The sequence below is a fragment of the Antribacter gilvus genome, assembly GCF_003946865.1.
In the GTDB taxonomy this organism is placed as follows: Bacteria; Actinomycetota; Actinomycetes; order Actinomycetales; family Cellulomonadaceae; genus Antribacter; species Antribacter gilvus.
The window spans coordinates 117,297-139,303 of the sequence record NZ_QXTH01000010.1 but is presented as its reverse complement, the minus strand read 5'-3'; the positions used below and the strand labels follow the sequence as shown (position 1 = coordinate 139,303).

The following is a 22,007-nucleotide window of genomic DNA, read 5'->3' as shown; positions in this document are numbered from 1 at the left end:
GCGCAGGTCAACCTGCGCGGGACCCGGACGGACGCACCACCTCGGCATCTTTCGTGGTCAGACCGGGTACTCGCCGTGCTTCTTGCTCATGGCGCGCGGCAGGCGCGACCGGCGCATCTGGTAGGCCCGCGTGATGGCGTACATCATCGTGCCGCGCGGGACCTCCGGGCCGAACTTCGCGATCAGCCGCTTCTTCAGCGAGCGCCACAGCAGCGCGGCGTCGATCAGCGTGAGGAAGAGGAAGCCGTAGAGGCCGACGAGCACGAGGAGCCCGATCTCCGGGCGCGACTGCGTGAAGAACGTGGCGAACAGGAACACGAACGCGATCGGTAGGAAGAACTCGCCGAGGTTCCAGCGGGCGTCCACGAAGTCGCGCACATAACGGCGCTGGGGCCCCTTGTCCTTGAGCGGCAGGTAGCGCTCGTCGCCGGTCTGCATGGCCTGGTACGAGCGCTCGCGGTCGGCGCGGCGCTGCGCGCGCTGGGCCTTGGCCGCGGCCTTGCGGTCGGCCGGCACGAGCGGCCGCTTGTTCGCCGCCTGCGACTGCTTGCGCTTGGGCGTGGGCCGTCCCTTGCCCGACGACGTCTCGGTCGCCCCGGAGGGCGCCGTCACCTGGCCGAGGGGCTCGCCAGGGGGTGTGGTGCTGGCGGGGGAGTCCGACTTGCTGCGGGAGAACACCCGACGATTCTAGTCCGAGCCGCGACGTCGGCCCGCCGCGCCCCTCGGACGGCCCACGGGAGGACGAGAGGTAGCGTTGGCCGGTGACCAACGAAACCCAGGTGGACGCGCTCCGGGAGCGCGTCACCCAGCTCTTCCCCGCGCTCCAGTCCGACCTCGAGGCGCTCGTGCGCATCCCCAGCGTCTCCGCCGCGGCCTTCGACCAGGTGCACGTGGCGGCGAGCGCCCAGGCGGTGGCCGACCTCCTCCGCACCGCGGGCCTCCCCGACGTGCAGATCCTCCAGGCGCCCCGGCCCGACGGCGTCCTCGGCGCCCCGGCCGTGGTGGCCCGCCGTCCCGCTCCTGCGGGGGCGCCGACCGTCCTGCTCTACGCGCACCACGACGTGCAGCCGCCGGGCGACGACGCCGCGTGGGAGACCCCGCCCTTCGAGCCCACGCTCGTGGGCGAGCGTCTCTACGGCCGCGGCGCCGCCGACGACAAGGCGGGCATCGCCGCGCACCTCGGGGCGCTGCGCGCGCTCGGCGAGGACCTTGCGGTGGGCGTGACCGTGTTCGTGGAGGGCGAGGAGGAGGACGGTTCGCCGTCGTTCCGCGCGTTCCTCGAGCAGTACCGCGACCTGCTCGCGGCGGACGTGATCGTCGTGGCCGACTCCAGCAACTGGAAGGTGGGCGTGCCCGCCCTGACCACGTCGCTGCGTGGCCTCGTGGACGGCTACCTCGACGTCGAGGTGCTGGGCCACGCCGTGCACTCGGGCATGTTCGGCGGCCCGGTCCTGGACGCGCTGACGGTGCTGTCGCGGCTCGTCGCCACCTTCCACGACGACGCGGGCGACGTCGCCGTCGAGGGTCTTGTGACGGCCGCCGAGCCGGAGGTGGACTACGACGAGGCGTCGTTCCGCGCCGACTCCTCGCTGCTCGACGGCGTCGAGCTCGCGGGCACCGGCTCGATCGCGGGCCGCCTGTGGTCGAAGCCGGCGCTGTCGGTCATCGGCATCGACGCGACGCCGACCGCGCGCGCGTCGAACACGATCACGCCGAGCGCCCGGGCCAAGCTCTCGCTCCGCCTCGCGCCGGGTCAGGACCCGGCCGCTGCGGCGGAGGCGCTCGGGGCGCACGTGGCGAAGCACGCGCCGTTCGGCGCGCGCGTCACGTGGACCACGAAGGAGACCGGCAAGCCGTTCCTCGCGCCCGGCGACACCCCCGCCATGCAGGCGGCGCGCTGGGCCTTCGCGACGGCCTGGGGCACGGACCCCGTGGACGTCGGCGTGGGCGGTTCCATCCCCTTCATCGCGGACCTGCTCGAGGTGTTCCCCGGCGCGGCGATCCTCGTGACAGGCGTCGAGGACCCCGACTCGCGAGCCCACGGCGCCAACGAGTCGGTGCACCTGGGCGAGCTGCAGAAGGTCGTGCTCGCCGAGGCGCTGCTGCTGACGAAGGTGGCCGAGGGGCTCTGACCCTCGCGAGCCCTCCGCGCCCTACCGCGTGGAGGGCTCGCGCGGCGCCACGTCGAAGGCGCGGGCCCAGGCCACGACGTCGTCGGGCAGCGCGGGGCTCTCGACGGGCTCCCCGGCGAACAGCTCGATCACGTCCTGCGGGGCGATCCGGTTGCCCGTGCGGTCGAGGAACCTCCCGGCGACGATCCCGCGGGCGCACAGGTCGCCACGGCGGGTGAAGACCTGCTCCATGTAGAAGACGCGTGCGTCCCAGCCGATGACCCGGGTGGTGATCTCGAACCGCTCCCAGAGCTGCAGCGAACGCCGGTACTTCACGGTGGAGGCGGCCACCACGGGCAGCCAGCCCTTCTCGCGGGCGAGGGGGAACGCCCCGAGGTCGGCGAGCATGTTGCTGCGGGCCACGTCCATCATCTGGAGGTAGGCGCCGTTGTTCACGTGCAGGTAGTAGTCGAGGTCAGCCGGCAGCACACGCATCCGGGTGACGGACGCGTCGAGGATTCCTCGGCCGGGGACCTTGCGGCGCGGCACGAGCGAGGCCCAGGTCAGGTGCAGCATGCGGGTCATAGGCCGCAGGATATACCGCGCACGTCCGGTATCAGGTACTTTCGTAGTGGAGCGCGTGCCGGACGGCCTGGGCGCACTCGGGCGACTCGAGGCGACCCACCAGGTGGAGCGCCATGTCGAGGCCGGCGGACACGCCGGCCGAGGTCACCACGTCGCCGTCGTCCACGAAGCGGGCCTCCGTGTCCACCAGCACGCTCGCGTCGATCTCGGCCAGCTCGTCGAAGTGGTCGCGGTGGGTGGTGGCGGGGCGGCCGGAGAGCAGCCCGGCGGCGGCGAGGACGAGCGCCCCCGTGCACACGCTGGCGATCACCGGGGTCTGGCGCTGCACCGCGCGCAGCCAGGCCAGGTGCCCGGGCTCGGCGATCAGCGGGCGGGTCCCGGGGCCGCCCGGGTACACGAGCAGGTGCAGCGGGCCCACGTCGTCGGCGGAGTGCGCGGGCACGAGCCGCAGGCCCTTGGCGAGCCGCACCCCGGACCCGTCCCAGGAGAAGGTGCTGACCTGGGGCTTGAGGGCCGAGTGCTCGGCCCACGTCGCGAACACCTCGAACGGGCCCACCACGTCGAGCTCCTCCGCCTCGTCGAAGACGAAGATCCCGATGCGCAGCCCGTCGTGGATGCTCATGCCGCCCCCTTGTGCTCCGGTCAGATACCCGGCAGGGCGAGCATCTGGTCGAGGGCCACGCGCGCCCAGTGCGCGTCGTCGGCGTCCACGACGATCCGATTGACCACCCGTCCCGCCACCAGCGACTCCATCGTCCACACCAGGTGCGGCAGGTCGATGCGGTTCATGGTGGAGCAGAAGCACACCGTCGAGTCGAGATAGTGCACGTTCTTGTCCGGGTGGGCGGCGGCCACGCGCCGCACCAGGTTGAGCTCGGTGCCGATGGCCCAGGACGAGCCCGGCTCGGCGGCGTCGAGCATCTTGATGATGTACTCCGTCGAGCCCACGAAGTCGGCGGCTGTGACCACCTCGTTCTTGCACTCGGGGTGCACCAGCACGTTGACGCCCGGCACCGCGGCGCGGACGTCCGTGACGTTCTTCGCCGAGAAGCGACCGTGCACCGAGCAGTGGCCGCGCCACAGGATCATGCGCGCGTCGCGCAGCTGCGCGTCCGTGAGGCCGCCGTTCGGCTTGCGCGGGTCGAACACCACGCAGTCGTCGAGCGACAGGCCCAGCTTGAGCACCGCCGTGTTGCGGCCGAGGTGCTGGTCGGGCATGAACAGGACCTTCCCGGTACCGTCCACGCCGCCGACCTGGTCGAATGCCCAGCGCAGCGCCACCTCGGCGTTCGACGACGTGCACACGGTCCCGCCGTGGCGGCCCGTGAACGCCTTGATCGCCGCCGTGGAGTTCATGTAGGTGACGGGGATCGTGTCGCCCGCGATCCCGTGGTCCTCCAGCACGGCCCAGGCCTCGTCCACCTGGTGGATCGCCGCCATGTCGGCCATCGAGCATCCGGCGGCGAGGTCGGGCAGCACGACCTGCTGGTCGTCGGACGTGAGGATGTCCGCGCTCTCGGCCATGAAGTGCACGCCGCAGAAGATGATGTACTCCGCCTCCGGCCGCGCCGCGGCCTCGCGCGCGAGCTTGAAGGAGTCGCCCGTGACGTCGGCGAAGTCGATGACCTCGTCGCGCTGGTAGTGGTGGCCCAGCACGAAGGCGCGGTCGCCCAGCGCGGCGCGTGCCGCGCGGGCCCGATCGACCAGGTCCGGGTCGCTCGCTGCGGGGAGGGCCCCCGTACACTCGACGCCGCGCTCGGAGTCCAGGTCACGGCCCTGCCCGAGCAGCAGCAGCGGCGAGGCGGACGGCTCGGAGAAGTTTGCCAGGAGCGTGCTCACGATCACCATGGTGACACACCGCCGCGAGCGGCTGCCGGGGTCCTCCACAGGTCGCTAGGGTCGGCACGTGCACGTCCTCCTCCTGGCCGGCCACCGGTCCGACGCCCTCTCCCTCGCCGACGCCTGGACCCGCGCCGCCCCGCACACGACGGTCGAGGTGCACGAGGTGAGCCTCCCGGCGGTGCCCGCCGCGCCCGGGCCGGGCGCGGCGCCGTCGGGCGGCCGGGGTGTGCTCGTCGCGGGAGCAGCCCTCCCGGTGGGCCGGCCGACGGCGGAGCGCAGCTCCGCGCCCAGCCTCACCCCCTCCTCGCTCGGGCGGGCGGAGGCCGCCGCCCTCGCGGAGCGCGCCGCCCATGCCGACCTGGTCATGGTCTACGTCCCCGTGCTGGACGGGCCGTCCTTGCACCGCGGGCCGGTCGTCGAGGCGGCCCTCGCGGCGTCGACGAGCGCGGTCCCCGTGGTGGTCCTGGCGGGGCGGAGCGAGGCGAGCCGGCGGGAGTGGTCCACGGCGGGTCTGAGCGGCGTGCACGAGGTCGGCGACGACCCCGGCGCCCGGCTCGTCCGCGTGGCACGTACCTGGGCCCCGGCGTGGACGTGACAGCGGTCACGGACGCCCGCCGCGGGCGAGCGTAGGATCGGGAACAGACCGCGGGACCGTCGTGTTGTCACGGTCTGCGAGACGACCGTCCAGGGGCGGTGCCCAGCACCGCGCCAGATCAGGAGAGACGACCCATGACAGACACCACCTCCGACGTCACGACCCACGCCGTGAACCTCACGGACGTCGCGGCCGACAAGATCCGCAACCTCCTCGAGCAGGAGGGTCGCGACGACCTTCGCCTGCGCGTGGCGGTGCAGCCCGGTGGCTGCTCCGGCCTGATCTACCAGCTCTACTTCGACGAGCGCATGCTCGAGGGTGACGCTGTGCGCGACTACGACGGTGTCGAGGTCGTCGTCGACAAGATGAGCGTCCCCTACCTCGAGGGCGCCACCATCGACTTCGCGGACACGATCGAGAAGCAGGGCTTCACGATCGACAACCCGAACGCGGGCAGCGCCTGCGCCTGCGGCGGCTCGTTCTCCTGACCTGGTCGTGGGTATGACTGTGGCGTGAATCCGGCTCCGGACTCACGCCACAGCCATACCCGCAGCGATACGGCTCAGTGCAGGCGGACCGTGAGCCGCCAGGCCGCGGGCTCCTCGCCCAGGTCCTCGGTGGCGACCAGCTCGTGACCCCGCATCCGGGCCCAGGCGGGTACGTCGTGCTTGGCCGCGGGGTCCGTCGACACCACCGAGACGAGCGTCCCGGCCGGCAGCTCCTTGGCGCGCGCCGCGAGCCGGATCACCGGCAGCGGGCAGCGCAGCCCGCGGGCGTCGACGAGGTGGCCGGCGACGTCGTCGGTCACAGGCCCTGCACCCCCAGGAGCTCGCGCACGCGAGCGACCGCGCCGGGGACCACCGCCAGGAAGCGCTCGACGTCGTCCGCCGTGGTGGTGCGGTCGAGCGCGACACGCACGTTGCCGTGCGTGAGGACGCCCATGGCGGCCAGCACGTGCGAGGGCTCGAGGGTGCTCGCGGTGCAGGCCGATCCCGAGCCGACGGCGAAGCCCGCCCGGTCCAGCTCCGTGACGAGCGCCTCGCCGTCGACGTAGAGGAACGAGAACGTCACGACGTGGGGGAGCCGGCCCTCGGCGTCCCCGACCACCTCGACGTCGGGGACCGCCGCCACCGCCGTGCGGACGCGGTCCACGAGCGCTCGGCGCCGGGCGTCCTCGGCCACGCGGTCCGCCTCGGCCGCCTCGAGCGCCACCGCCGCCGCGAACGCGAGCGGGACGCTCACGCCGCCGGGCGCCCACGGGTCGGGGTCCTCGGGGCCGGTGGGGACCGCGCGGACGCGCTGCCGCACGGCGAGCACGCCGACGCCCGCCGGGCCGCCCCAGTCCGCGGGGTCGGCGGCCAGGACGTCCCAGGTCGCGGGGACGGCCACGTGGCCCAGGCTCGCGCCCGCGTCCACGAGGAGCGGCACGCCCGCCGCGCGCGCCGCCGCGTGCACCTCCTCGACGGGCTGCAGCGTCCCGACCTCCCCGTTCGCGTGCTGCAGGGCGGCGAGGGCGACGCCCGGGGCCGCCACCGCCTCGGCCATCGCCGCGCCGTCGGCCCGCCCGAGGCGGTCCACGGGGACGACGACGGCCCCTGCCTCCCCGGCGGCGACGCCTGCCGCGTGGAGCACCGCGGCCCGCTCGACAGCGGTCACGACCACGCCGGATCCCGCCCTGCGGCGTCCCGCTGCCACCGCCGCGACGCCCGCGTGGAGCGACGCCGTGTGGCTCGGGGTGAGGTGGACCTCGTCGGTCCGGGCGCCGAGGACCGCGGCCATCGCCTCGCGCGCGCCGTCGAGCAGCCGGGCCGCGCGGCGGCCCTCGGCGTGCAGGCGGCGCGGGTCGGCCCAGCCGTCGTCGAGCGCCTGGAGGAAGGCCTGGCGGGCCAGGGGGTGCCAGGGCGCGCGGCCGCCGTTGTCGAGGTGGACCCGCGCGGGGGCGGGCGTGGGATGTGTCACACGAGTCCTTCCAGGTGGAACCGGGGCGGGCCCTGAGCCCGTCCCGGCCGGGCGGCGCGACCGCCCGACCGGTGTCCTGCCTACGATCGTCGCACCCGTCGGACGGTATCGTTCTGACACCTCCGCCGTGCGTGTCCTGAACAGCATGGATGCCCGGAGCCCGGTGCCAGGATCGTCACGTCGCGGACGGGCCGGAACGGCATCACGGGCGCGACGGGCGCGCTAGGCTGCGGTGTATCGAGGACGAAGGTTCTGCGTGGTTCCCGTGTGTGTCTCGAGAGACACGGCGGGCGGGAGCGCGACAGGACGAGACGTGAAAGGCCTCCCTTGCGTTCGAAGCCACCGACCCGCACCCCGCGGGCCCTCCTGCGTGCGTCGGCTGTTGCCGTCGCGCTCGCCGTGACGGTCTCCGGCTGCGCCAGCGACACCGTCCAGCGCGGGTACCTCCCCGGTTACACCGACGGGGAGGTGACGAACCATACGGCGAGCATGACCAACCTCTGGGTGGGCTCATGGGTCGCCGCGCTCGCCGTCGGCGTCCTCACGTGGGGCCTCATCCTCTGGTGTGTCGCCGCCTACCGGAAGCGCCGTGACGACCACCGACTTCCGGTGCAGACCCGCTACCACCTGCCGCTCGAGCTGATGTACACGTTCGTGCCGCTCGTCATGGTGTTCGTGCTGTTCATCCACACGGACACCGTCATGAGCTCCGTCCAGGACGCGGAGAACGCCGACGAGGCGGACCTGCAGATCCAGGTGGTCGGCAAGCAGTGGAGCTGGGACTTCAACTACCTGAGCGACGACGTCTACGACTTCGGCACGCACGAGGGGGACCCGGGCAGCATCACCGCCGAGGACCAGCTCGACGGCGCCGCGGGCACGTCCACGTCGTTCCCCACGCTGTACCTGCCGGTCGACCAGTCGATCCACTTCACCCTGGACTCGCGCGACGTCATCCACTCGTTCTGGATCCCGGCGTTCCTCTACAAGCAGGACATGATCCCGGACCGCACCAACCAGTTCGTGGTCACGCCCACCCGTGAGGGCACGTACGCCGGCAAGTGCGCCGAGCTCTGCGGCGAGTTCCACTCGGGCATGCTCTTCAACGTGAAGGTCGTCTCCCAGGAGGAGTACGACGCCCACATGGAGGAGCTCCGGGCGCTGGGCCAGACCGGCGCGCTGGAGTCGGGCGAGGGCGAGGAGAACTCCGGCCTCGACCGTCGCCAGAGCAGCTCCGGCGACGAGGGCGGCAGCCGCGACGTCAACGACGGAACCGACGACGAGGAGGCTGGGCACTGATGGCCGCAGCGACAACCGTAGAGCTGATCCCTGGCCTGCGGCCCGAGCGCCAGTCCCTCGGCCGCACCATCATCAAGTGGGTCACCTCGACCGACCACAAGACGATCGGCTACCTGTACCTGATCTCGTCGTTCATCTTCTTCGCCATCGGCGGGCTGATGGCGCTCGTGATCCGGGCGGAGCTGTTCGAGCCCGGCATCCAGCTGGTGCAGAGCAAGGAGCAGTACAACCAGCTCTTCACCATGCACGGCACGATCATGCTGCTGCTGTTCGCCACCCCCCTCTTCGCCGGGTTCGCGAACGTCATCATGCCGCTGCAGATCGGCGCGCCCGACGTGGCGTTCCCGCGCCTGAACATGTTCGCCTACTGGCTGTACCTGTTCGGCGGCCTCATCGCCAGCGCCGGCTTCTTCACGCCCCAGGGCGCCGCGTCGTTCGGCTGGTTCGCGTATGCGCCGCTGTCGAGCAGCACGTTCAGTCCAGGGCTCGGTGGTGACCTCTGGGTCTTCGGCCTCGCGCTGGCCGGTTTCGGCACGATCCTCGGCTCGGTCAACTTCATCACCACGATCATCACGATGCGTGCGCCGGGCATGACGATGTTCCGCATGCCGATCTTCACCTGGAACACGCTCGTCACGAGCCTCCTGGTGCTGATGGCCTTCCCGCCGCTGGCCGCCGCGCTGTTCGCGCTCGGTGCCGACCGTCGCCTCGGCGCGCAGGTCTTCAACCCCGAGAACGGTGGCGCCATCCTCTGGCAGCACCTGTTCTGGTTCTTCGGCCACCCCGAGGTGTACATCATCGCGCTGCCGTTCTTCGGCATCGTGTCCGAGATCCTGCCGGTCTTCTCCCGCAAGCCGATCTTCGGCTACACGGGCCTGGTCTACGCGACCATCGCCATCGCGGCGCTGTCCGTGACGGTGTGGGCGCACCACATGTACGTGACGGGCGCGGTTCTCCTGCCGTTCTTCGCGTTCATGACGATGCTCATCGCGGTGCCGACCGGTGTGAAGTTCTTCAACTGGATCGGCACGATGTGGCGAGGGAAGCTCACCTTCGAGACGCCCATGCTCTGGTCGATCGGCTTCCTGGTCACGTTCCTCTTCGGTGGCCTGACCGGCATCATCCTGTCGAGCCCCGCCTTGGACTTCCACCTGTCCGACTCGTACTTCGTCGTGGCGCACTTCCACTACGTCGTCTTCGGCACCGTGGTGTTCGCGATGTTCGCGGGCTTCTACTTCTGGTGGCCCAAGTTCACGGGCAAGATGCTGTCGGAGCGCCTCGGCAAGCTGCACTTCTGGATGCTGTTCGTCGGCTTCCACACCACCTTCCTGATCCAGCACTGGCTGGGGGTCGAGGGCATGCCGCGCCGCTACGCGGACTACATGCCCCAGGAGGGCTTCACCTGGGAGAACCAGGTGTCCACCGTGGGCGCCTTCATCCTGGGCGCCTCGACGCTGCCGTTCCTCTGGAACGTGTACACGACGGCGCGCAACGCGCCGAAGGTCACCGTCGACGACCCGTGGGGCTACGGCCGCTCGCTCGAGTGGGCCACGTCCTGCCCGCCGCCGCGGCACAACTTCACGTCGCTCCCGCGGATCCGGTCCGAGTCGCCGGCCTTCGACCTGCACCACCCCGAGGTCGTCGCCATGGAGCACCCGGACCTGCACAAGAAGGGTCTGGACAAGGTCTACGGCGAGGCCGACCGCCGAGGTCAGAAGGACATCGCGGTAGAGCGCACCATGACCGGCCGCGACGCCGCCGACCAGAGCTCCACGATCATCGTGGACGAGCCGGACGAGGGGATCAGCAAGTGAAGGTAGAGACCAGGCTGTTCCTCTGGGGCGCACCGTTCTTCGTCCTGGCGTCCGTCGTCTACGGCTGGATGACCTGGCAGCAGGACGGGGTCTTCGAGCCCGTCGGCACGCTCGGGATCATGCTCGTCGCCGCGCTCGTCGCGATGGTCGGCGCGTACCTCGGCATGACCGCCCGCCGCATCGACGCCCGCCCGGAGGACAACCCCGACGCGGACATCTCCGAGGGTGCCGGCGACCAGGGCGTGTACGCGCCGTGGAGCTGGTGGCCGCTGGCCATCGCGGGCGCCGCGGCCATCGGGTTCCTCGGCCTGGCCGTGGGCTGGTGGGTGCTGTACATCGGCGCCGCGCTGGGCGTCATCGCCCTCGTGGGCTGGGTCTTCGAGTTCTCGCGGGGCCAGCACTCGCACTGAGCCCCCCGCCCCACCCCGGTGTGGGTACGCGTATGGCCGCCTACGGAGCCTCGTAGGCGGCCATACGCGTACCCACAGCGAGCCGGGTCCGGGCGGGGCCGGGGCGAGGTGGTGGTCCGGCTCTGTCAGTGGTGGCGGCTACCGTTCCCGGCTATGAGCACCACCGCGGCGGACGCCCCGTACCAGGCGAGCTTCGACGAGCTCGGGACGCCGCTCCGGGACGTGACCTTCGTGGTGGTCGACCTCGAGACCACGGGCACGAACGCGAAAGAGGGCGGCATCACCGAGATCGGTGCGGTCAAGGTGCGTGGCGGTGAGGTGCTCGGCGAGTTCCAGTCCCTCGTCAACCCGGGGCAGCCGGTCCCCGCCTTCGTCGCACGCCTCACGGGCATCACCACGGCGATGGTCTCCACGGCTCCCGGGATCGAGCTGGTGCTGCCCAGCTTCCTGGAGTTCGCGCACGGCTCGGTGCTCGTGGCGCACAACGCCCCGTTCGACGTCGGGTTCCTGCGCACGGCCTGCGACAGGCTCGGCTATCCCTGGCCGGGGTTCGGCGTCGTGGACACGGTGACGCTCGCCCGCCGGGTGGTGACGCGCGACGAGGCGCCCAACCACAAGCTCTCCACGCTGGCCATGCTGTTCCGGGCCACCGTGACGCCCGAGCACCGCGCCCTGGCCGACGCGCGGGCCACGGTGGACGTGCTCCACGCGCTGTTCGAGCGGTTCGCACCGCTGGGGGTGACGCACCTGGAGGACCTCGCGACGGCGACCGACCCCGTGCCCGCGGACGTGCGCCGCAAGCGGCACCTGGCGGACGACCTGCCGCAGGCGCCGGGCGTGTACCTGTTCCGCGGTCCGGGCGAGGAGGTGCTGTACGTGGGCACGTCGACGAACATCCGCAAGCGGGTGCGCTCGTACTTCACCGCCGCCGAGAAGCGCCGGCGCATCACCGAGATGGTGCGGATCGCGCACGCCGTGACCCCCGTGGTCTGCGCCACGCCCCTGGAGGCCCAGGTGCGGGAGCTGCGGCTCATCTCCGAGCACGCCCCCCGCTACAACCGGCGGTCGAAGTTCCCCGAGCGCGCGACCTGGGTGCGGCTCACCGACGAGGCGTACCCGCGCCTGTCCGTGGTGCGCGACGTGCGGGACGACGCGCCGCACATCGGCCCCTTCTCGTCCCGGCGGGCGGCGCTGGAGGCCGTGGACGCGCTGCACGACGCGCTGCCGATCCGGCAGTGCACCCCGAGGCTCCCGCTCGTGGCCCGGGTCGCCGGCAGCCCGTGCGCGCTCGCCGGGATGGGACGGTGCTCGGCGCCGTGCACGGCGGTAGGAGAGCCGGACACGGGCTATGCGGCAGTCTCCCTGGCCGCCCGGCAGGCCCTCGTGGGCGACCCGTCGGCGGTGGTCCGCGCCCTGTCCGACCGGATCGCCCGCCTCGCCGGGGAGGAACGGTTCGAGGAGGCGGGCGAGGTGACCCGCCGGCTCCGCGCCTTCGTCACCGGCGCCCACCGCGCGCAGCGCCTGGACCCGCTCGCCCGCTGCGCCGAGCTCGTGGCGGCGCGGCCCGACGGCCTCGCGGGCCCGGCCGGGGAGGTTCCGCCAGGCGGGTGGGCCCGCTACGGGTGGGAGGTCGTGGTGGTGCGCCACGGCCGTCTGGCCGCGACCGGCGTCTCCCGCCCGGGCGAGGACCCGTGGCCCCTCGTCGAGGCGCTCCGGAGCACCGCCGAGGTGGTCGAGCCTCCCGTGGCGCCGGCACCGGCGAGCCACCCGGAGGAGGCCCACCTGGTGCTGGCCTGGCTGGAGTCGCCCGGGGTCCGGCTGGTCCACGTCTCCGGCGAGTGGGCGTGCCCCGTGCGAGGCGCCGCGGCCCACGCGGACCTGGCATGGGCGTCGGCGGACGTACGGGACCGGCTGGCGGAGGCCACGGCCGTGGCTACGATGGCGGCATGCTGACCGCGATCGTGCTCATCGAGGCCGAGACGTCCCGCATCCCCGAGGTTGCGCAGGAGGTCGCGAACATCGCCGGAGTGAGCGAGGTGTTCTCCGTGACCGGAAAGGTGGACCTCGTGGCGATCGTGCGGGTGCAGGAGCACGAGGAGCTCGCCTCGGTGGTGTCCGACTCCGTGAACAAGGTGTCCGGCGTGCGGGAGACGGAGACCCTCATCGCGTTCCGGGCGTTCTCGCGCAAGGACCTCGAGCAGGCGTTCGCCCTGGGTCTGGACGACTGAGGGAAATCCCTCGGCCGCTGTCGGTGGCCGCCGGTAGTGTCCCGGACGTGACCCACGACACCCTCGAGCCCTACCCGGGCAGACCTGCCCCCGGCGTCGACGCCGGGTTCCTGGCCCTCCCACGCCACGCCCTCGCCGATGCCGCGCTGCAGCGCGCGCGGGACCTGGGCGCCGAGTACGCGGCCTTCCGCCTCGAACGCATCCGTGAGCAGCATGTGTCCCTGCGTGACGCACGCCTGGAGGGCAGCCGGGACGGCGAGGTCCTCGGCCTGTCCGTGCGCGTGCTCCACGAGGGCACCTGGGGCTTTGCCGCGGGCGTCGAGCTCACCCTGGACGCCGCCGCCCGGCTCGCCGAGCAGGCGGTCGCGCTGGCCCGTACCGCGCGTCCCCTGGCGCGGGTGCGGGTGGAGCTGGCCGACGAGCCCGCGTACGCGGACGCCACCTGGGTCTCGGCGTACGCGCAGGATCCGTTCGCGGTGCCCGACGCCGACAAGGTCGCGCTCCTGGCCGGCTACAGCGAGCGCGTCCTGGCGCAGGAGGGCGTGAGCCACGTGGACGCCTGGCTCGGCCAGGTGCTCGAGTGCACGTACTACGCCGACACGGCGGGGACGAGCACCACGCAGCAGCGGGTGCGCGTGAACCCCGGCCTGGAGGCCGTCGCGGTCGCCGGGTCCGGTGAGTTCGAGACCATGCGCACGCTCGCCGCGCCGGCGGGCCGCGGGTGGGAGTACGTGACGGGTGAGGACGGCGTGGTCGACTGGGACGCCGAGCTCGACGCGCTCGGCCCGCTCCTGGCGGAGCGCCTCGCCGCCCCCTCGATGGAGGCCGGCACGTACGACCTGGTCCTCCACCCGTCCAACCTGTGGCTCACGATCCACGAGTCGATCGGCCACGCGACGGAGCTCGACCGCGCGCTGGGGTACGAGGCCAACTACGCGGGCACGTCGTTCGCCACGCTCGACCGGCTGGGTGAGCTGCGCTACGGGTCCGGCCTGATGCACGTCACGGGCGACCGCACCACTCCGCACGGCCTCGCCACCACGGGCTTCGACCACGAGGGCGTCGCGGCCCAGACCTGGGACGTGGTGCACGACGGCGTCCTGGTGGGCTACCAGCTCGACCGCGCCATGGCACGGGCCAACGCCGAGGCGCTCGGGGTCTCGCGCTCCAACGGTTGCGCGTTCGCCGACTCGCCCGGTCACGTGCCCGTGCAGCGCATGGCGAACGTCTCCCTCCGGCCGGCGGAGGACGGGCCGGACACGGCGGGCCTGATCTCCCAGGTCGAGGACGGGCTGTACATCGTGGGCGACAAGTCCTGGTCTATCGACATGCAGCGCTACAACTTCCAGTTCACCGGGCAGCGCGCGTACCGGATCCGCGGAGGTGAGCTCGCCGGGCAGGTCAAGGACTTCGCCTACCAGGCCACCACGACGGACTTCTGGGGATCCATGGCCGCCGTCGGCGGACCGCAGACGTACATGCTGGGCGGCACCTTCCAGTGCGGCAAGGCCGAGCCCGGCCAGGCGGCCCCCGTCTCGCACGGGGCGCCCAGCGCCCTGTTCCGCGGGGTGCGCGTGCTCAACACCACCGAGGAGGCCGGCCGATGACCCGCGTGCTCAGCGCCCAGGAGATCGTCGAGCGCGTGCTGGAGCTCTCGCGCGCCGACGGGACGATCGTGCTCGTCACCGAGACCTCCACCGCCAACCTCCGCTGGGCCAACAACGGCCTCACCACGAACGGGCTGATGCGCGACCGCGCCGTCACCGTCATCGCGACGGTGGCCGGGGCTGAGGGCACGGCGGCGGGAGTCGTGGGCCGCAGCGCCGTCGGGCCGGACGAGCTGGAGGCGCTCGTCCGGGCGGCCGAGCGCGCCGCGCGCGACAACGGGCCCGCCGAGGACGCCCAGCCGCTCGTCGCGGGCGACGCCGCGCCGGACTTCGCGGACGCACCCGGCGAGACCTCGCCCGAGGCGTTCGCCACGGTGGCGCCGGCGCTGGGCGAGGCGTTCGGGCGCGCCGAGGCGGAGGGCCGCACGCTGTTCGGCTACGTCGAGCACGGGGTCGTCACCACGTACCTCGGCAGCTCGACGGGCGTCCGGCTGCGGCACGAGCAGCCCACGGGCACCTTCGGCATGACGGGCAAGGCGGGCGCCGGCTCGGCCTGGGTGGGCCACTCGGCCCGCGACCTGTCCGACGTCGACGTGGCGGCCCTCGACGCCCAGCTCGCGCAGCGCCTGGGCTGGGCCGAGCGCCGCGTGGACCTGCCGGCGGGCCGGTACGACACCGTCCTGCCGCCCACGTGCGTTGCCGACCTGCTTGTCTACGCGTACCTCATGATGGACGCGCGCGACGCGCACGACGGCCGCTCGCCCTTCTCCCGGGCGGGCGGGGGCACGCGGGTGGGCGACAACCTGTCGTCCCGGCCGGTGTCCCTCTGGTCCGACCCGGCCGTTCCCGGCATGGAGTGCGCGCCGTTCGTCGTGGCCCAGGCTTCGCAGTACGGCCGGAGCGTGTTCGACAACGGCCTGCCGTCGGGCCGCACGGAGTGGCTGCGTGACGGCCGTCTCGAGGCCCTCGCCCAGACGCGGTACACGGCGGGGCTCACGGGCCTGCCCGTGACGCCCGCGGTCGACAACCTCGGGCTGACGGTGGCCGGCGCGACGGGTGGCACGGAGGAGCTCCTGGCCGGGGTGGAGCGCGGGCTGCTGCTGACCTCGCTCTGGTACATCCGCACGGTCGACCCGATGACGCTGCTGCTCACGGGTCTGACCCGCGACGGCGTGTACCTGGTCGAGGACGGCGAGGTGGTGGGCGCCGTGAACAACTACCGGTTCAACGAGAGCCCGCTGACCATCCTCGACCGGTTCACCGCCGCGGGCGCGACGGTGCCTGCGTACAGCCGGGAGTGGGGCGAGTGGTTCCCGCGCGCGGCCATGCCGTCGCTGCGGGTGCCCGACTTCAACATGTCCACGGTGAGCCAGGCGTCCTGACCCGAGGCTGAGCGCCTGTGGGGCCCCTCGCAGGGCCCCACAGGACGCACAGGGGGATCAGCGGGCCGAGGCCTGCGCCCAGCGCTCCAGGGCGGCCTGCGCGTCGCCCTCGTCGATGCTGCGGGCGGCATGTCCCATCCCCGCACGGAGCCGGTCGGCCAGGGAGCCCTCGGCGGTGCCGGGCAGGCTCGCGTCGGCCACGAGGGCGGCCGCGGCGTTGAGCAGCACCGTGTCGCGCACGGGACCCTCCTTGCCGGCGAGCACGTCGCGGGCCACGCCCGCGTTGTACGCGGCGTCGGCCCCGCGGAGGTCCTCCACGGTGATCCGCGGCAGGCCGAGGTCGGCGACGGGGTCCAGGCGGTGCTCGGTGACGACGCCGTCGCGCACCTCCCACACGGTCGCGCCCGCCGTGGCCGCGAGCTCGTCGAGGCCTTCGTCCCCGCGGAACAGGAGCGCGCTGGTGCCGCGGGCGGCGAGCACGCCCGCCATGAGCGGGGCCATCCGCGCGTCGGAGCAGCCCACGGCCGTGGCGCCAGGCTGGGCCGGGTTGGTCAGCGGGCCGAGGAAGTTGAACACCGTGGAGACCCCCAGCTCCTTGCGGGCCACGCCGGCGTGCCGCATCGAGGGGTGGAACACGGCGGCGAAGCAGAAGGTGATGCCCGCCTCGTGCGCGATCTCCGCCACCCGCTCGGGGGAGTGGTCGAGCCGGATGCCGAGGTGCTCGAGCACGTCGGCCGAGCCGGACGACGACGACGCGGCCCGGTTGCCGTGCTTGACCACCCGGAGGCCCGTGCCGGCGATCACGATCGCCCCCATGGTCGAGATGTTCACGGTGTGCGCCCGGTCGCCGCCGGTGCCCACGATGTCGACGATGCGGCCGGGCACCTCGATCCGGGTGGCGTGCGTGAGCATCGCCTCCACGAGGCCGGTGAGCTCGCCCACGGTCTCGCCCTTGGCGCGCAGGGCGGTGAGGAACCCCGCGAGGCGCACGGGCGAGACGTCGCCGGACATCACCTCGTCCATGGCCCACGCCGCCTGCTCGGTGGTCAGGTCGGTGCCGGCGATCAGGTCGCTGAGCAGGCCGGGCCAGGTCGGGGCGGTTGCGGTGGTCACGCGGTGTCCCTCGGTTCTCTCGGTCGGTCGGGTGGGTGCGTCGTCAGCGGGCGAGCAGGCGCGCGACCGTCCCCTGGAGCTCGAACGGGTCGAGCGGGCGCGCGACGACGCCGTCGGCCAGGGACCAGGAGGCGAGCCACGCGTCCTGCGGGCGCCCGGTCAGCACCAGCACGGGCGGGCAGTTGTAGACCTCGTTCTTGAGCTGGCGGCACAGCCCCATGCCGCCCGCCTTGTCGGCCTCGCCGTCGAGGACCAGCAGGTCCCAGCCACCGCGGTCCGCCTGGGCGATGACAGCGGCCGGCGTGGCGACCTCGTGCCACACGATCTCCGGCGTCCCGGCGCCGATCCTCGGTCCGACGGCGAGGCGCACCTGTTCGCGCACCGCGTGGTCGTCGCTGTAGAGCAGGATGTGCGGCGCGGTCTGCGCTGCTTCCGACGTCACTGTCGTGTCCTTGCCCGTCACTTCGGTGGTCATGGCTCGTCTCCTCGTGGCGATACGTCCGACTCGAATCGTGGCACACGGCCGCTGCCAGCGGCAGGTATGTCTCACGTCCTTTTCATGGCACTCTTCCACGCTCCGTCATCAAGTGACGGCCGTGGTGGGGAGTTCTGGAGGCTTTGTGAGATTCGACGCCCGCGGCCGGCGCCCGAGTGGCCCGAACAGGTCGAACGTCGGCCATAATGGCTGTCGTGTCGACCGCAACGGCTGCTGCCACCCACACCCACCAGCACGTGAGCGTCAATCGTCCCAACCCGGTCCAGGTGGGGACGATCGTCTGGCTCGCGAGCGAGCTCATGTTCTTCGCCGCGCTCTTCGCGATGTACTTCACCGTGCGGCAGGTCATGCCGGCCGAGGAGTGGGCGGCCCAGTCGGACAAGCTCAACATCAGCTTCTCCCTCCTGAACACCATCGTCCTGGTGCTGTCCTCGTTCACCTGCCAGGCGGGCGTGTTCGCCGCCGAGCGCTTCCAGGCCGCGCGGACGGGCAGCATCGCCCAGTTCTGGCGCTGGGGCATGAACGAGTGGATGACGATGACGTTCGTGATGGGCGCCTTCTTCATCGGCGGCCAGGTCTTCGAGTACGCGGAGCTGGTGCACGAGGGCCTCTCGATCTCCTCGAGCCCGTACGGCTCGGTCTTCTACCTGACGACCGGCTTCCACGGCCTGCACGTGGTCGGCGGCCTCATCGCCTTCCTCTTCCTGCTCGGACGCTCGTTCGCCGCGCGGAAGTTCGGCCACCACGAGGCGACCACCGGCATCGTCGTGTCGTACTACTGGCACTTCGTCGACGTCGTCTGGATCGCGCTGTTCGCAGTCATCTACCTGCTGCGCTGACGTACGCGACCGCCCCGGCGTGTGCACCCGCGCGCAGACCGGTTTGATAGAACTCAGAACCCCCCACAGCGAGACGAGGATCATTTCGTGAAGGCACTCGCCGCCCGCAGGCACCACCGGCTGGCGCCGGTCGTGCTCCTGCTGCTGGCGCTGCTGGTCACGGGTGGCGTGTATGCCGCCCTGGCTCCGAGCACGGCTTCGGCCGAGACCGCCAGCACCGCGGACATCGAGACCGGGAAGAAGCTCTTCCAGGCCAACTGCGCCACCTGCCACGGCCCCAGCGCGGAGGGCAGGGACGGCGTGCCGTCCCTCATCGGTGTCGGCGCCGCCGCCGTGGACTTCCAGGTCTCCACCGGTCGCATGCCCATGCAGATGAACGGCCCGCAGGCCGAGGCCAAGCCGCCGCAGATGGACGAGGAGCAGACCGCCGCCCTGGCCGCCTACATCTCGTCGCTCGGCGCCGGTCCCTCGATCCCCACGGACGCGCAGGTCGACCCGGCCGAGGGCGACATCGCCAACGGCATGGCGCTCTTCCGCACCAACTGCGCCATGTGCCACAACGCCGTGGGCGCGGGCGGTGCCCTGTCCGAGGGCAAGTTCGCCCCGGCGCTGTGGGAGACCACGCCGCGCAACATCTATCAGGCGATGTCCACCGGCCCGCAGTCGATGCCGGTGTTCAACGACGCCAACATCACGCCGGAAGAGAAGCAGGACATCATCGCGTTCCTCGTGGACCAGCGCGAGGGCTCGGCGGGCGGCAACGCCCTCGGAGGCCTCGGTCCCGTCAGCGAGGGTCTGTGGGGCTGGGTCGTCGGCCTGGGCCTGCTGATCGGCGCGGCAGTGTGGATCGGAGCGAAGTCCTCGTGAGCGAGAACCAGAACACCCCCGCCGACGCCTCGACCGAGGTGACGGCGCACGGCACGGACCACGGCGAGCTGGTCCACCCGGAGCGGTTCACCGACCCGGGCGTCCCGGAGCACCGCCACCGGCTGACCGACACGGACCCCCAGGCCAACAAGCGCGCGGAGCGCACGGTGACCCTGCTGTTCGTCCTGTCGATCCTGGGCACCGTCGGCACGCTGGTCGCGTACGTCATGGTGCCGCCGGAGGGCGGCACGTCGGGCGTCCGCCTGTCCACGCTCCTGCTGGGCCTCGGGCTCACGGTCTCGCTGCTCGGTATCGGCATCGCCGGAATCCACTGGGCCAAGACCCTCATGGGCGACCACGAGATGATCCAGGAGCGCCACGTCACGCGCAGCTCGGACGAGGCTCGCACAGGCGCCGTCGCCGACCTGAAGGAGGGTGCCGCAGACTCGGGCATCGGCCGCCGTGGCGTGCTCAAGGGCGCCGTGCTCTCGGCTCTCGCGCTCTTCCCGCTGACGATCGCGGTGCCGCTCATCGGCAGCGTCGGTGGCGACTGGAAGGTCTCGAAGTTCAAGCACACCCTCTGGGAGAAGGGCATGCGCCTGGCGATCGACCCGTCGGGCCGGCCCATCAGGGCGGCCGACGTCACGGTCGGCTCCGTCTTCCACGTCATCCCCGACGTGACCGAGGAGTACCGCGAGTCGCACGAGTGGATCACGGAGAAGTCCAAGGCCGTGGTCCTCCTGGTCCGCCTCGACCCGCAGGACATCAAGTCCGAGCAGGGCGAAGGATGGTCCTACGACGGTATCGTGGCCTTCTCGAAGATCTGCACGCACGTGGGTTGTCCCGTAGCCCTGTACGAGCAGCAGACGCACCACCTGCTGTGCCCGTGCCACCAGTCGACGTTCGACGTGGCCGACAGCGCGAAGGTCGTCTTCGGCCCGGCCAACCGGCCGCTGCCGCAGCTGCCCATCACGGTCGACGACGAGGGCTACCTGGTCGCGCAGGACGGCTTCGCCGAGCCCGTCGGCCCGAGCTACTGGGAGCGTCTGAAGTGAGCACCACCGCCTCCACCAAGCACACAGAGGCCCCGGCACAGCCCACCACGGGTGCCGGAAAGGCTGCCGACTACCTCGACCAGCGCACCAGCATCGGTGTCGCGGTCAAGGAGTTCGCCCGCAAGGTCTTCCCCGACCACTGGTCGTTCATGCTCGGCGAGATCGCGCTCTTCTCGTTCGTCGTGCTGCTCATCTCCGGCATCTTCCTGACGATGTTCTTCCAGCCCTCGATGGCGCTGGTGGAGTACCACGGCGAGCACCCGGCGAACATGCACGGGCAGCTCATGTCGGTGGCGTTCGCCTCCACGCTCGAGATGTCGTTCGAGGTGCGCGGCGGCCTGCTGATGCGGCAGATCCACCACTGGTCGGCCCTGATCTTCATGGCCGCGATCGTGGTCCACATGATGCGCGTGTTCTTCACCGGCGCGTTCCGCAAGCCGCGCGAGCTGAACTGGCTCGTGGGCTGCACGCTCATGATCCTGGGCCTGGCCGCCGGCTTCTCCGGCTACTCCCTCCCGGACGACGTGCTCTCGGGCAACGGTCTCCGGATCACCGACGGTGTCATCAAGTCGATCCCGGTGATCGGCTCGTTCATGTCCTACATGGTGTTCGGCGGCGAGTTCCCGGGCGAGCACATCGTGCCGCGCCTCTTCACCATCCACATCCTCGTGGTGCCGGGCCTGCTTCTCGCGCTGATCGCGCTGCACCTGTTCCTCATGGTGCTGCACAAGCACACGCAGTACCCGGGTGGCGGCCGCACCAACCAGAACGTGGTGGGCTACCCGCTGTTCCCGGTGTACATCACGAAGATGACGGGCAACTTCTTCATCGTCTTCGGCGTGCTCGCGCTCATGGGTGCCACGATGGCGATCAACAACGTCTGGAACTACGGCCCGTTCGACCCGTCGCCGGTGTCCGCGGGTGCCCAGCCCGACTGGTACATGCTGTTCCTCGAGGGCGCGCTCCGCCTCATGCCGGGCCAAGGGACCGAGTGGGTGATCCTCGGCTACACGCTCTCGCTGAACGTGCTGATCCCCGCCGTGGTGATCCCCGGCATCCTGTTCACGTTCCTGTTCGTGTACCCGTTCGTCGAGGCCAAGGTGTCGGGCGACCAGCGCGAGCACCACGTGCTCGACCGGCCGCGCAACGTGCCGACCCGTACCGCGCTGGGCGTGACGTTCCTGACGGCGTTCATCATCCTGGCCCTGGCCGGCTCGAACGACCTCATCGCCACGCACTTCGACCTGTCCATCAACACGATCACCTGGGTGTTCCGCATCCTGCTGTTCGTGGGACCGGTCTTCGCGTTCTGGGTGACCAAGCGTGTCTGCCTCGGGCTCCAGCGCAAGGACCGCGAGCTGGTGCTGCACGGTCACGAGACCGGACGCATCGTGCGCTTCGCCAACGGCGAGTACATCGAGGTCCACCGTCCGCTGGACGAGCAGGAGCGCTGGCTGCGCGTCAACTACGACGCACCGGTCCCGCTGCGGCTCGAGCCCAAGACGGACGCCCGTGGCGTCAAGCGCAAGGGCTACGCGGCCGACCGCCGCTGGCACCGGGTCTCGCGGTTCTTCTTCGAGGACCGTGTCGAGCCGGTGACCCCGGCGGAGCTGGCCGCGGCGCACTCCCACGGCGAGCACGACGCGCTCGGTGCTGCCGAGCACCCGGCCCTCGAGGCCGGCGTCGGAGCCGGGACTGCGCAGGAGCACTGAGCATCCTGCGCCACCACGTGACGACCCGTCCCTCTACCCCTCGCCTGCGCGGCGGGCGGAGGGGCGGGTCGTTCTCGTCCCCGGGAGGAGTCC

General features: G+C 71.8%; 22 protein-coding genes. 14 read left to right on the top strand and 8 right to left on the bottom strand.

What is annotated here, in order from left to right; all coding sequences use genetic code 11:
* Nucleotides 1-57: 57 nt before the first annotated feature.
* Nucleotides 58-678, bottom strand: a complete 621-nt coding sequence (locus D1350_RS17735) for a DUF3043 domain-containing protein (protein WP_125777370.1) — start codon at nucleotides 676-678, stop codon at nucleotides 58-60.
* A gap of 83 nt (nucleotides 679-761) precedes the next feature.
* Between D1350_RS17735 and D1350_RS17730 the strand changes: the two genes are divergently transcribed.
* Entirely contained in the window at nucleotides 762-2,132 is a 1,371-nt protein-coding gene (locus D1350_RS17730) for a dipeptidase (RefSeq protein ID WP_125777369.1), read from the top strand.
* 21 nt (nucleotides 2,133-2,153) lie between these two features.
* Here D1350_RS17730 and D1350_RS17725 read toward each other — a convergent pair whose 3' ends face one another.
* From D1350_RS17725 to nadA, 3 genes are read right to left on the bottom strand one after another with little or no spacing between them, the layout of a single operon-like run.
* Entirely contained in the window at nucleotides 2,154-2,696 is a 543-nt protein-coding gene (locus tag D1350_RS17725) for an acyl-CoA thioesterase (RefSeq protein ID WP_125777368.1), read from the bottom strand.
* A gap of 31 nt (nucleotides 2,697-2,727) precedes the next feature.
* Entirely contained in the window at nucleotides 2,728-3,318 is a 591-nt protein-coding gene (locus D1350_RS17720) for a DJ-1/PfpI family protein (protein WP_125777367.1), read from the bottom strand.
* Between the two features lie 20 nt (nucleotides 3,319-3,338).
* Nucleotides 3,339-4,544, bottom strand: a complete 1,206-nt coding sequence (gene nadA / locus D1350_RS17715) for a quinolinate synthase NadA (protein ID WP_125777366.1) — start codon at nucleotides 4,542-4,544, stop codon at nucleotides 3,339-3,341.
* Between the two features lie 58 nt (nucleotides 4,545-4,602).
* Between nadA and D1350_RS17710 the strand changes: the two genes are divergently transcribed.
* Both D1350_RS17710 and erpA read left to right on the top strand, forming a co-directional pair.
* Nucleotides 4,603-5,133, top strand: coding sequence for a hypothetical protein (locus tag D1350_RS17710; protein ID WP_125777365.1), 531 nt, complete (start codon nucleotides 4,603-4,605; stop codon nucleotides 5,131-5,133).
* A gap of 134 nt (nucleotides 5,134-5,267) precedes the next feature.
* Nucleotides 5,268-5,621: an iron-sulfur cluster insertion protein ErpA gene (gene erpA, locus D1350_RS17705; protein ID WP_125777364.1), complete on the top strand. Its 354-nt coding sequence runs from the start codon at nucleotides 5,268-5,270 to the stop codon at nucleotides 5,619-5,621.
* Between the two features lie 74 nt (nucleotides 5,622-5,695).
* Here erpA and D1350_RS17700 read toward each other — a convergent pair whose 3' ends face one another.
* Entirely contained in the window at nucleotides 5,696-5,941 is a 246-nt protein-coding gene (locus D1350_RS17700) for a sulfurtransferase TusA family protein (RefSeq protein WP_125777363.1), read from the bottom strand.
* Nucleotides 5,938-7,092: a cysteine desulfurase family protein gene (locus D1350_RS17695; RefSeq protein WP_240644179.1), complete on the bottom strand. Its 1,155-nt coding sequence runs from the start codon at nucleotides 7,090-7,092 to the stop codon at nucleotides 5,938-5,940. The genes D1350_RS17700 and D1350_RS17695 overlap by 4 nt, the downstream gene beginning before the upstream one ends.
* Before the next feature lie 327 nt (nucleotides 7,093-7,419).
* Here D1350_RS17695 and ctaC point away from each other — a divergent pair, with 327 nt between their 5' ends.
* The 7 genes from ctaC to D1350_RS17660 all read left to right on the top strand — a co-directional run bounded on the left by ctaC (nucleotide 7,420) and on the right by D1350_RS17660 (nucleotide 15,832).
* Complete coding sequence (gene ctaC / locus D1350_RS17690; RefSeq protein WP_125777361.1) at nucleotides 7,420-8,391, top strand: aa3-type cytochrome oxidase subunit II; 972 nt, start codon at nucleotides 7,420-7,422, stop codon at nucleotides 8,389-8,391.
* On the top strand, nucleotides 8,391-10,205 hold the full coding sequence (ctaD, locus tag D1350_RS17685; RefSeq protein ID WP_125777360.1) for an aa3-type cytochrome oxidase subunit I: 1,815 nt from the start codon (nucleotides 8,391-8,393) through the stop codon (nucleotides 10,203-10,205). The genes ctaC and ctaD overlap by 1 nt, the downstream gene beginning before the upstream one ends.
* A complete protein-coding gene (locus D1350_RS17680) occupies nucleotides 10,202-10,615 on the top strand; it encodes a cytochrome c oxidase subunit 4 (RefSeq protein WP_125777359.1) in 414 nt (137 codons plus the stop codon). Before ctaD ends, D1350_RS17680 begins: the two co-directional genes overlap by 4 nt.
* A gap of 153 nt (nucleotides 10,616-10,768) precedes the next feature.
* A complete protein-coding gene (locus D1350_RS17675; protein WP_125777358.1) occupies nucleotides 10,769-12,568 on the top strand; it encodes a DEDD exonuclease domain-containing protein in 1,800 nt (599 codons plus the stop codon).
* The gene (locus tag D1350_RS17670; protein ID WP_125777357.1) at nucleotides 12,562-12,843 is read left to right on the top strand and encodes an Lrp/AsnC family transcriptional regulator; all 282 of its coding nucleotides are present in this window, start codon (nucleotides 12,562-12,564) and stop codon (nucleotides 12,841-12,843) included. Before D1350_RS17675 ends, D1350_RS17670 begins: the two co-directional genes overlap by 7 nt.
* A gap of 47 nt (nucleotides 12,844-12,890) precedes the next feature.
* Nucleotides 12,891-14,450: a TldD/PmbA family protein gene (locus tag D1350_RS17665; RefSeq protein WP_125777356.1), complete on the top strand. Its 1,560-nt coding sequence runs from the start codon at nucleotides 12,891-12,893 to the stop codon at nucleotides 14,448-14,450.
* On the top strand, nucleotides 14,447-15,832 hold the full coding sequence (locus D1350_RS17660; protein WP_125777355.1) for a metallopeptidase TldD-related protein: 1,386 nt from the start codon (nucleotides 14,447-14,449) through the stop codon (nucleotides 15,830-15,832). The genes D1350_RS17665 and D1350_RS17660 overlap by 4 nt, the downstream gene beginning before the upstream one ends.
* Nucleotides 15,833-15,889: 57 nt before the next feature.
* Here the strand turns inward: D1350_RS17660 and trpD are convergent, their stop codons facing one another.
* Entirely contained in the window at nucleotides 15,890-16,945 is a 1,056-nt protein-coding gene (gene trpD / locus D1350_RS17655; protein ID WP_125777354.1) for an anthranilate phosphoribosyltransferase, read from the bottom strand.
* Between the two features lie 43 nt (nucleotides 16,946-16,988).
* The gene (locus D1350_RS17650) at nucleotides 16,989-17,420 is read right to left on the bottom strand and encodes a response regulator transcription factor (RefSeq protein ID WP_125777353.1); all 432 of its coding nucleotides are present in this window, start codon (nucleotides 17,418-17,420) and stop codon (nucleotides 16,989-16,991) included.
* A 206-nt stretch (nucleotides 17,421-17,626) separates the two neighbouring features.
* Here D1350_RS17650 and ctaE point away from each other — a divergent pair, with 206 nt between their 5' ends.
* The 4 genes from ctaE to qcrB all read left to right on the top strand — a co-directional run bounded on the left by ctaE (nucleotide 17,627) and on the right by qcrB (nucleotide 21,914).
* Entirely contained in the window at nucleotides 17,627-18,280 is a 654-nt protein-coding gene (gene ctaE / locus D1350_RS17645; RefSeq protein ID WP_125777352.1) for an aa3-type cytochrome oxidase subunit III, read from the top strand.
* A gap of 87 nt (nucleotides 18,281-18,367) precedes the next feature.
* Nucleotides 18,368-19,147, top strand: coding sequence for a cytochrome bc1 complex diheme cytochrome c subunit (qcrC, locus tag D1350_RS17640; RefSeq protein ID WP_125777351.1), 780 nt, complete (start codon nucleotides 18,368-18,370; stop codon nucleotides 19,145-19,147).
* Nucleotides 19,144-20,202: a cytochrome bc1 complex Rieske iron-sulfur subunit gene (gene qcrA / locus D1350_RS17635; protein WP_125777350.1), complete on the top strand. Its 1,059-nt coding sequence runs from the start codon at nucleotides 19,144-19,146 to the stop codon at nucleotides 20,200-20,202. The genes qcrC and qcrA overlap by 4 nt, the downstream gene beginning before the upstream one ends.
* The gene (gene qcrB, locus D1350_RS17630) at nucleotides 20,199-21,914 is read left to right on the top strand and encodes a cytochrome bc1 complex cytochrome b subunit (RefSeq protein ID WP_125777349.1); all 1,716 of its coding nucleotides are present in this window, start codon (nucleotides 20,199-20,201) and stop codon (nucleotides 21,912-21,914) included. Before qcrA ends, qcrB begins: the two co-directional genes overlap by 4 nt.
* Nucleotides 21,915-22,007: the final 93 nt, after the last annotated feature.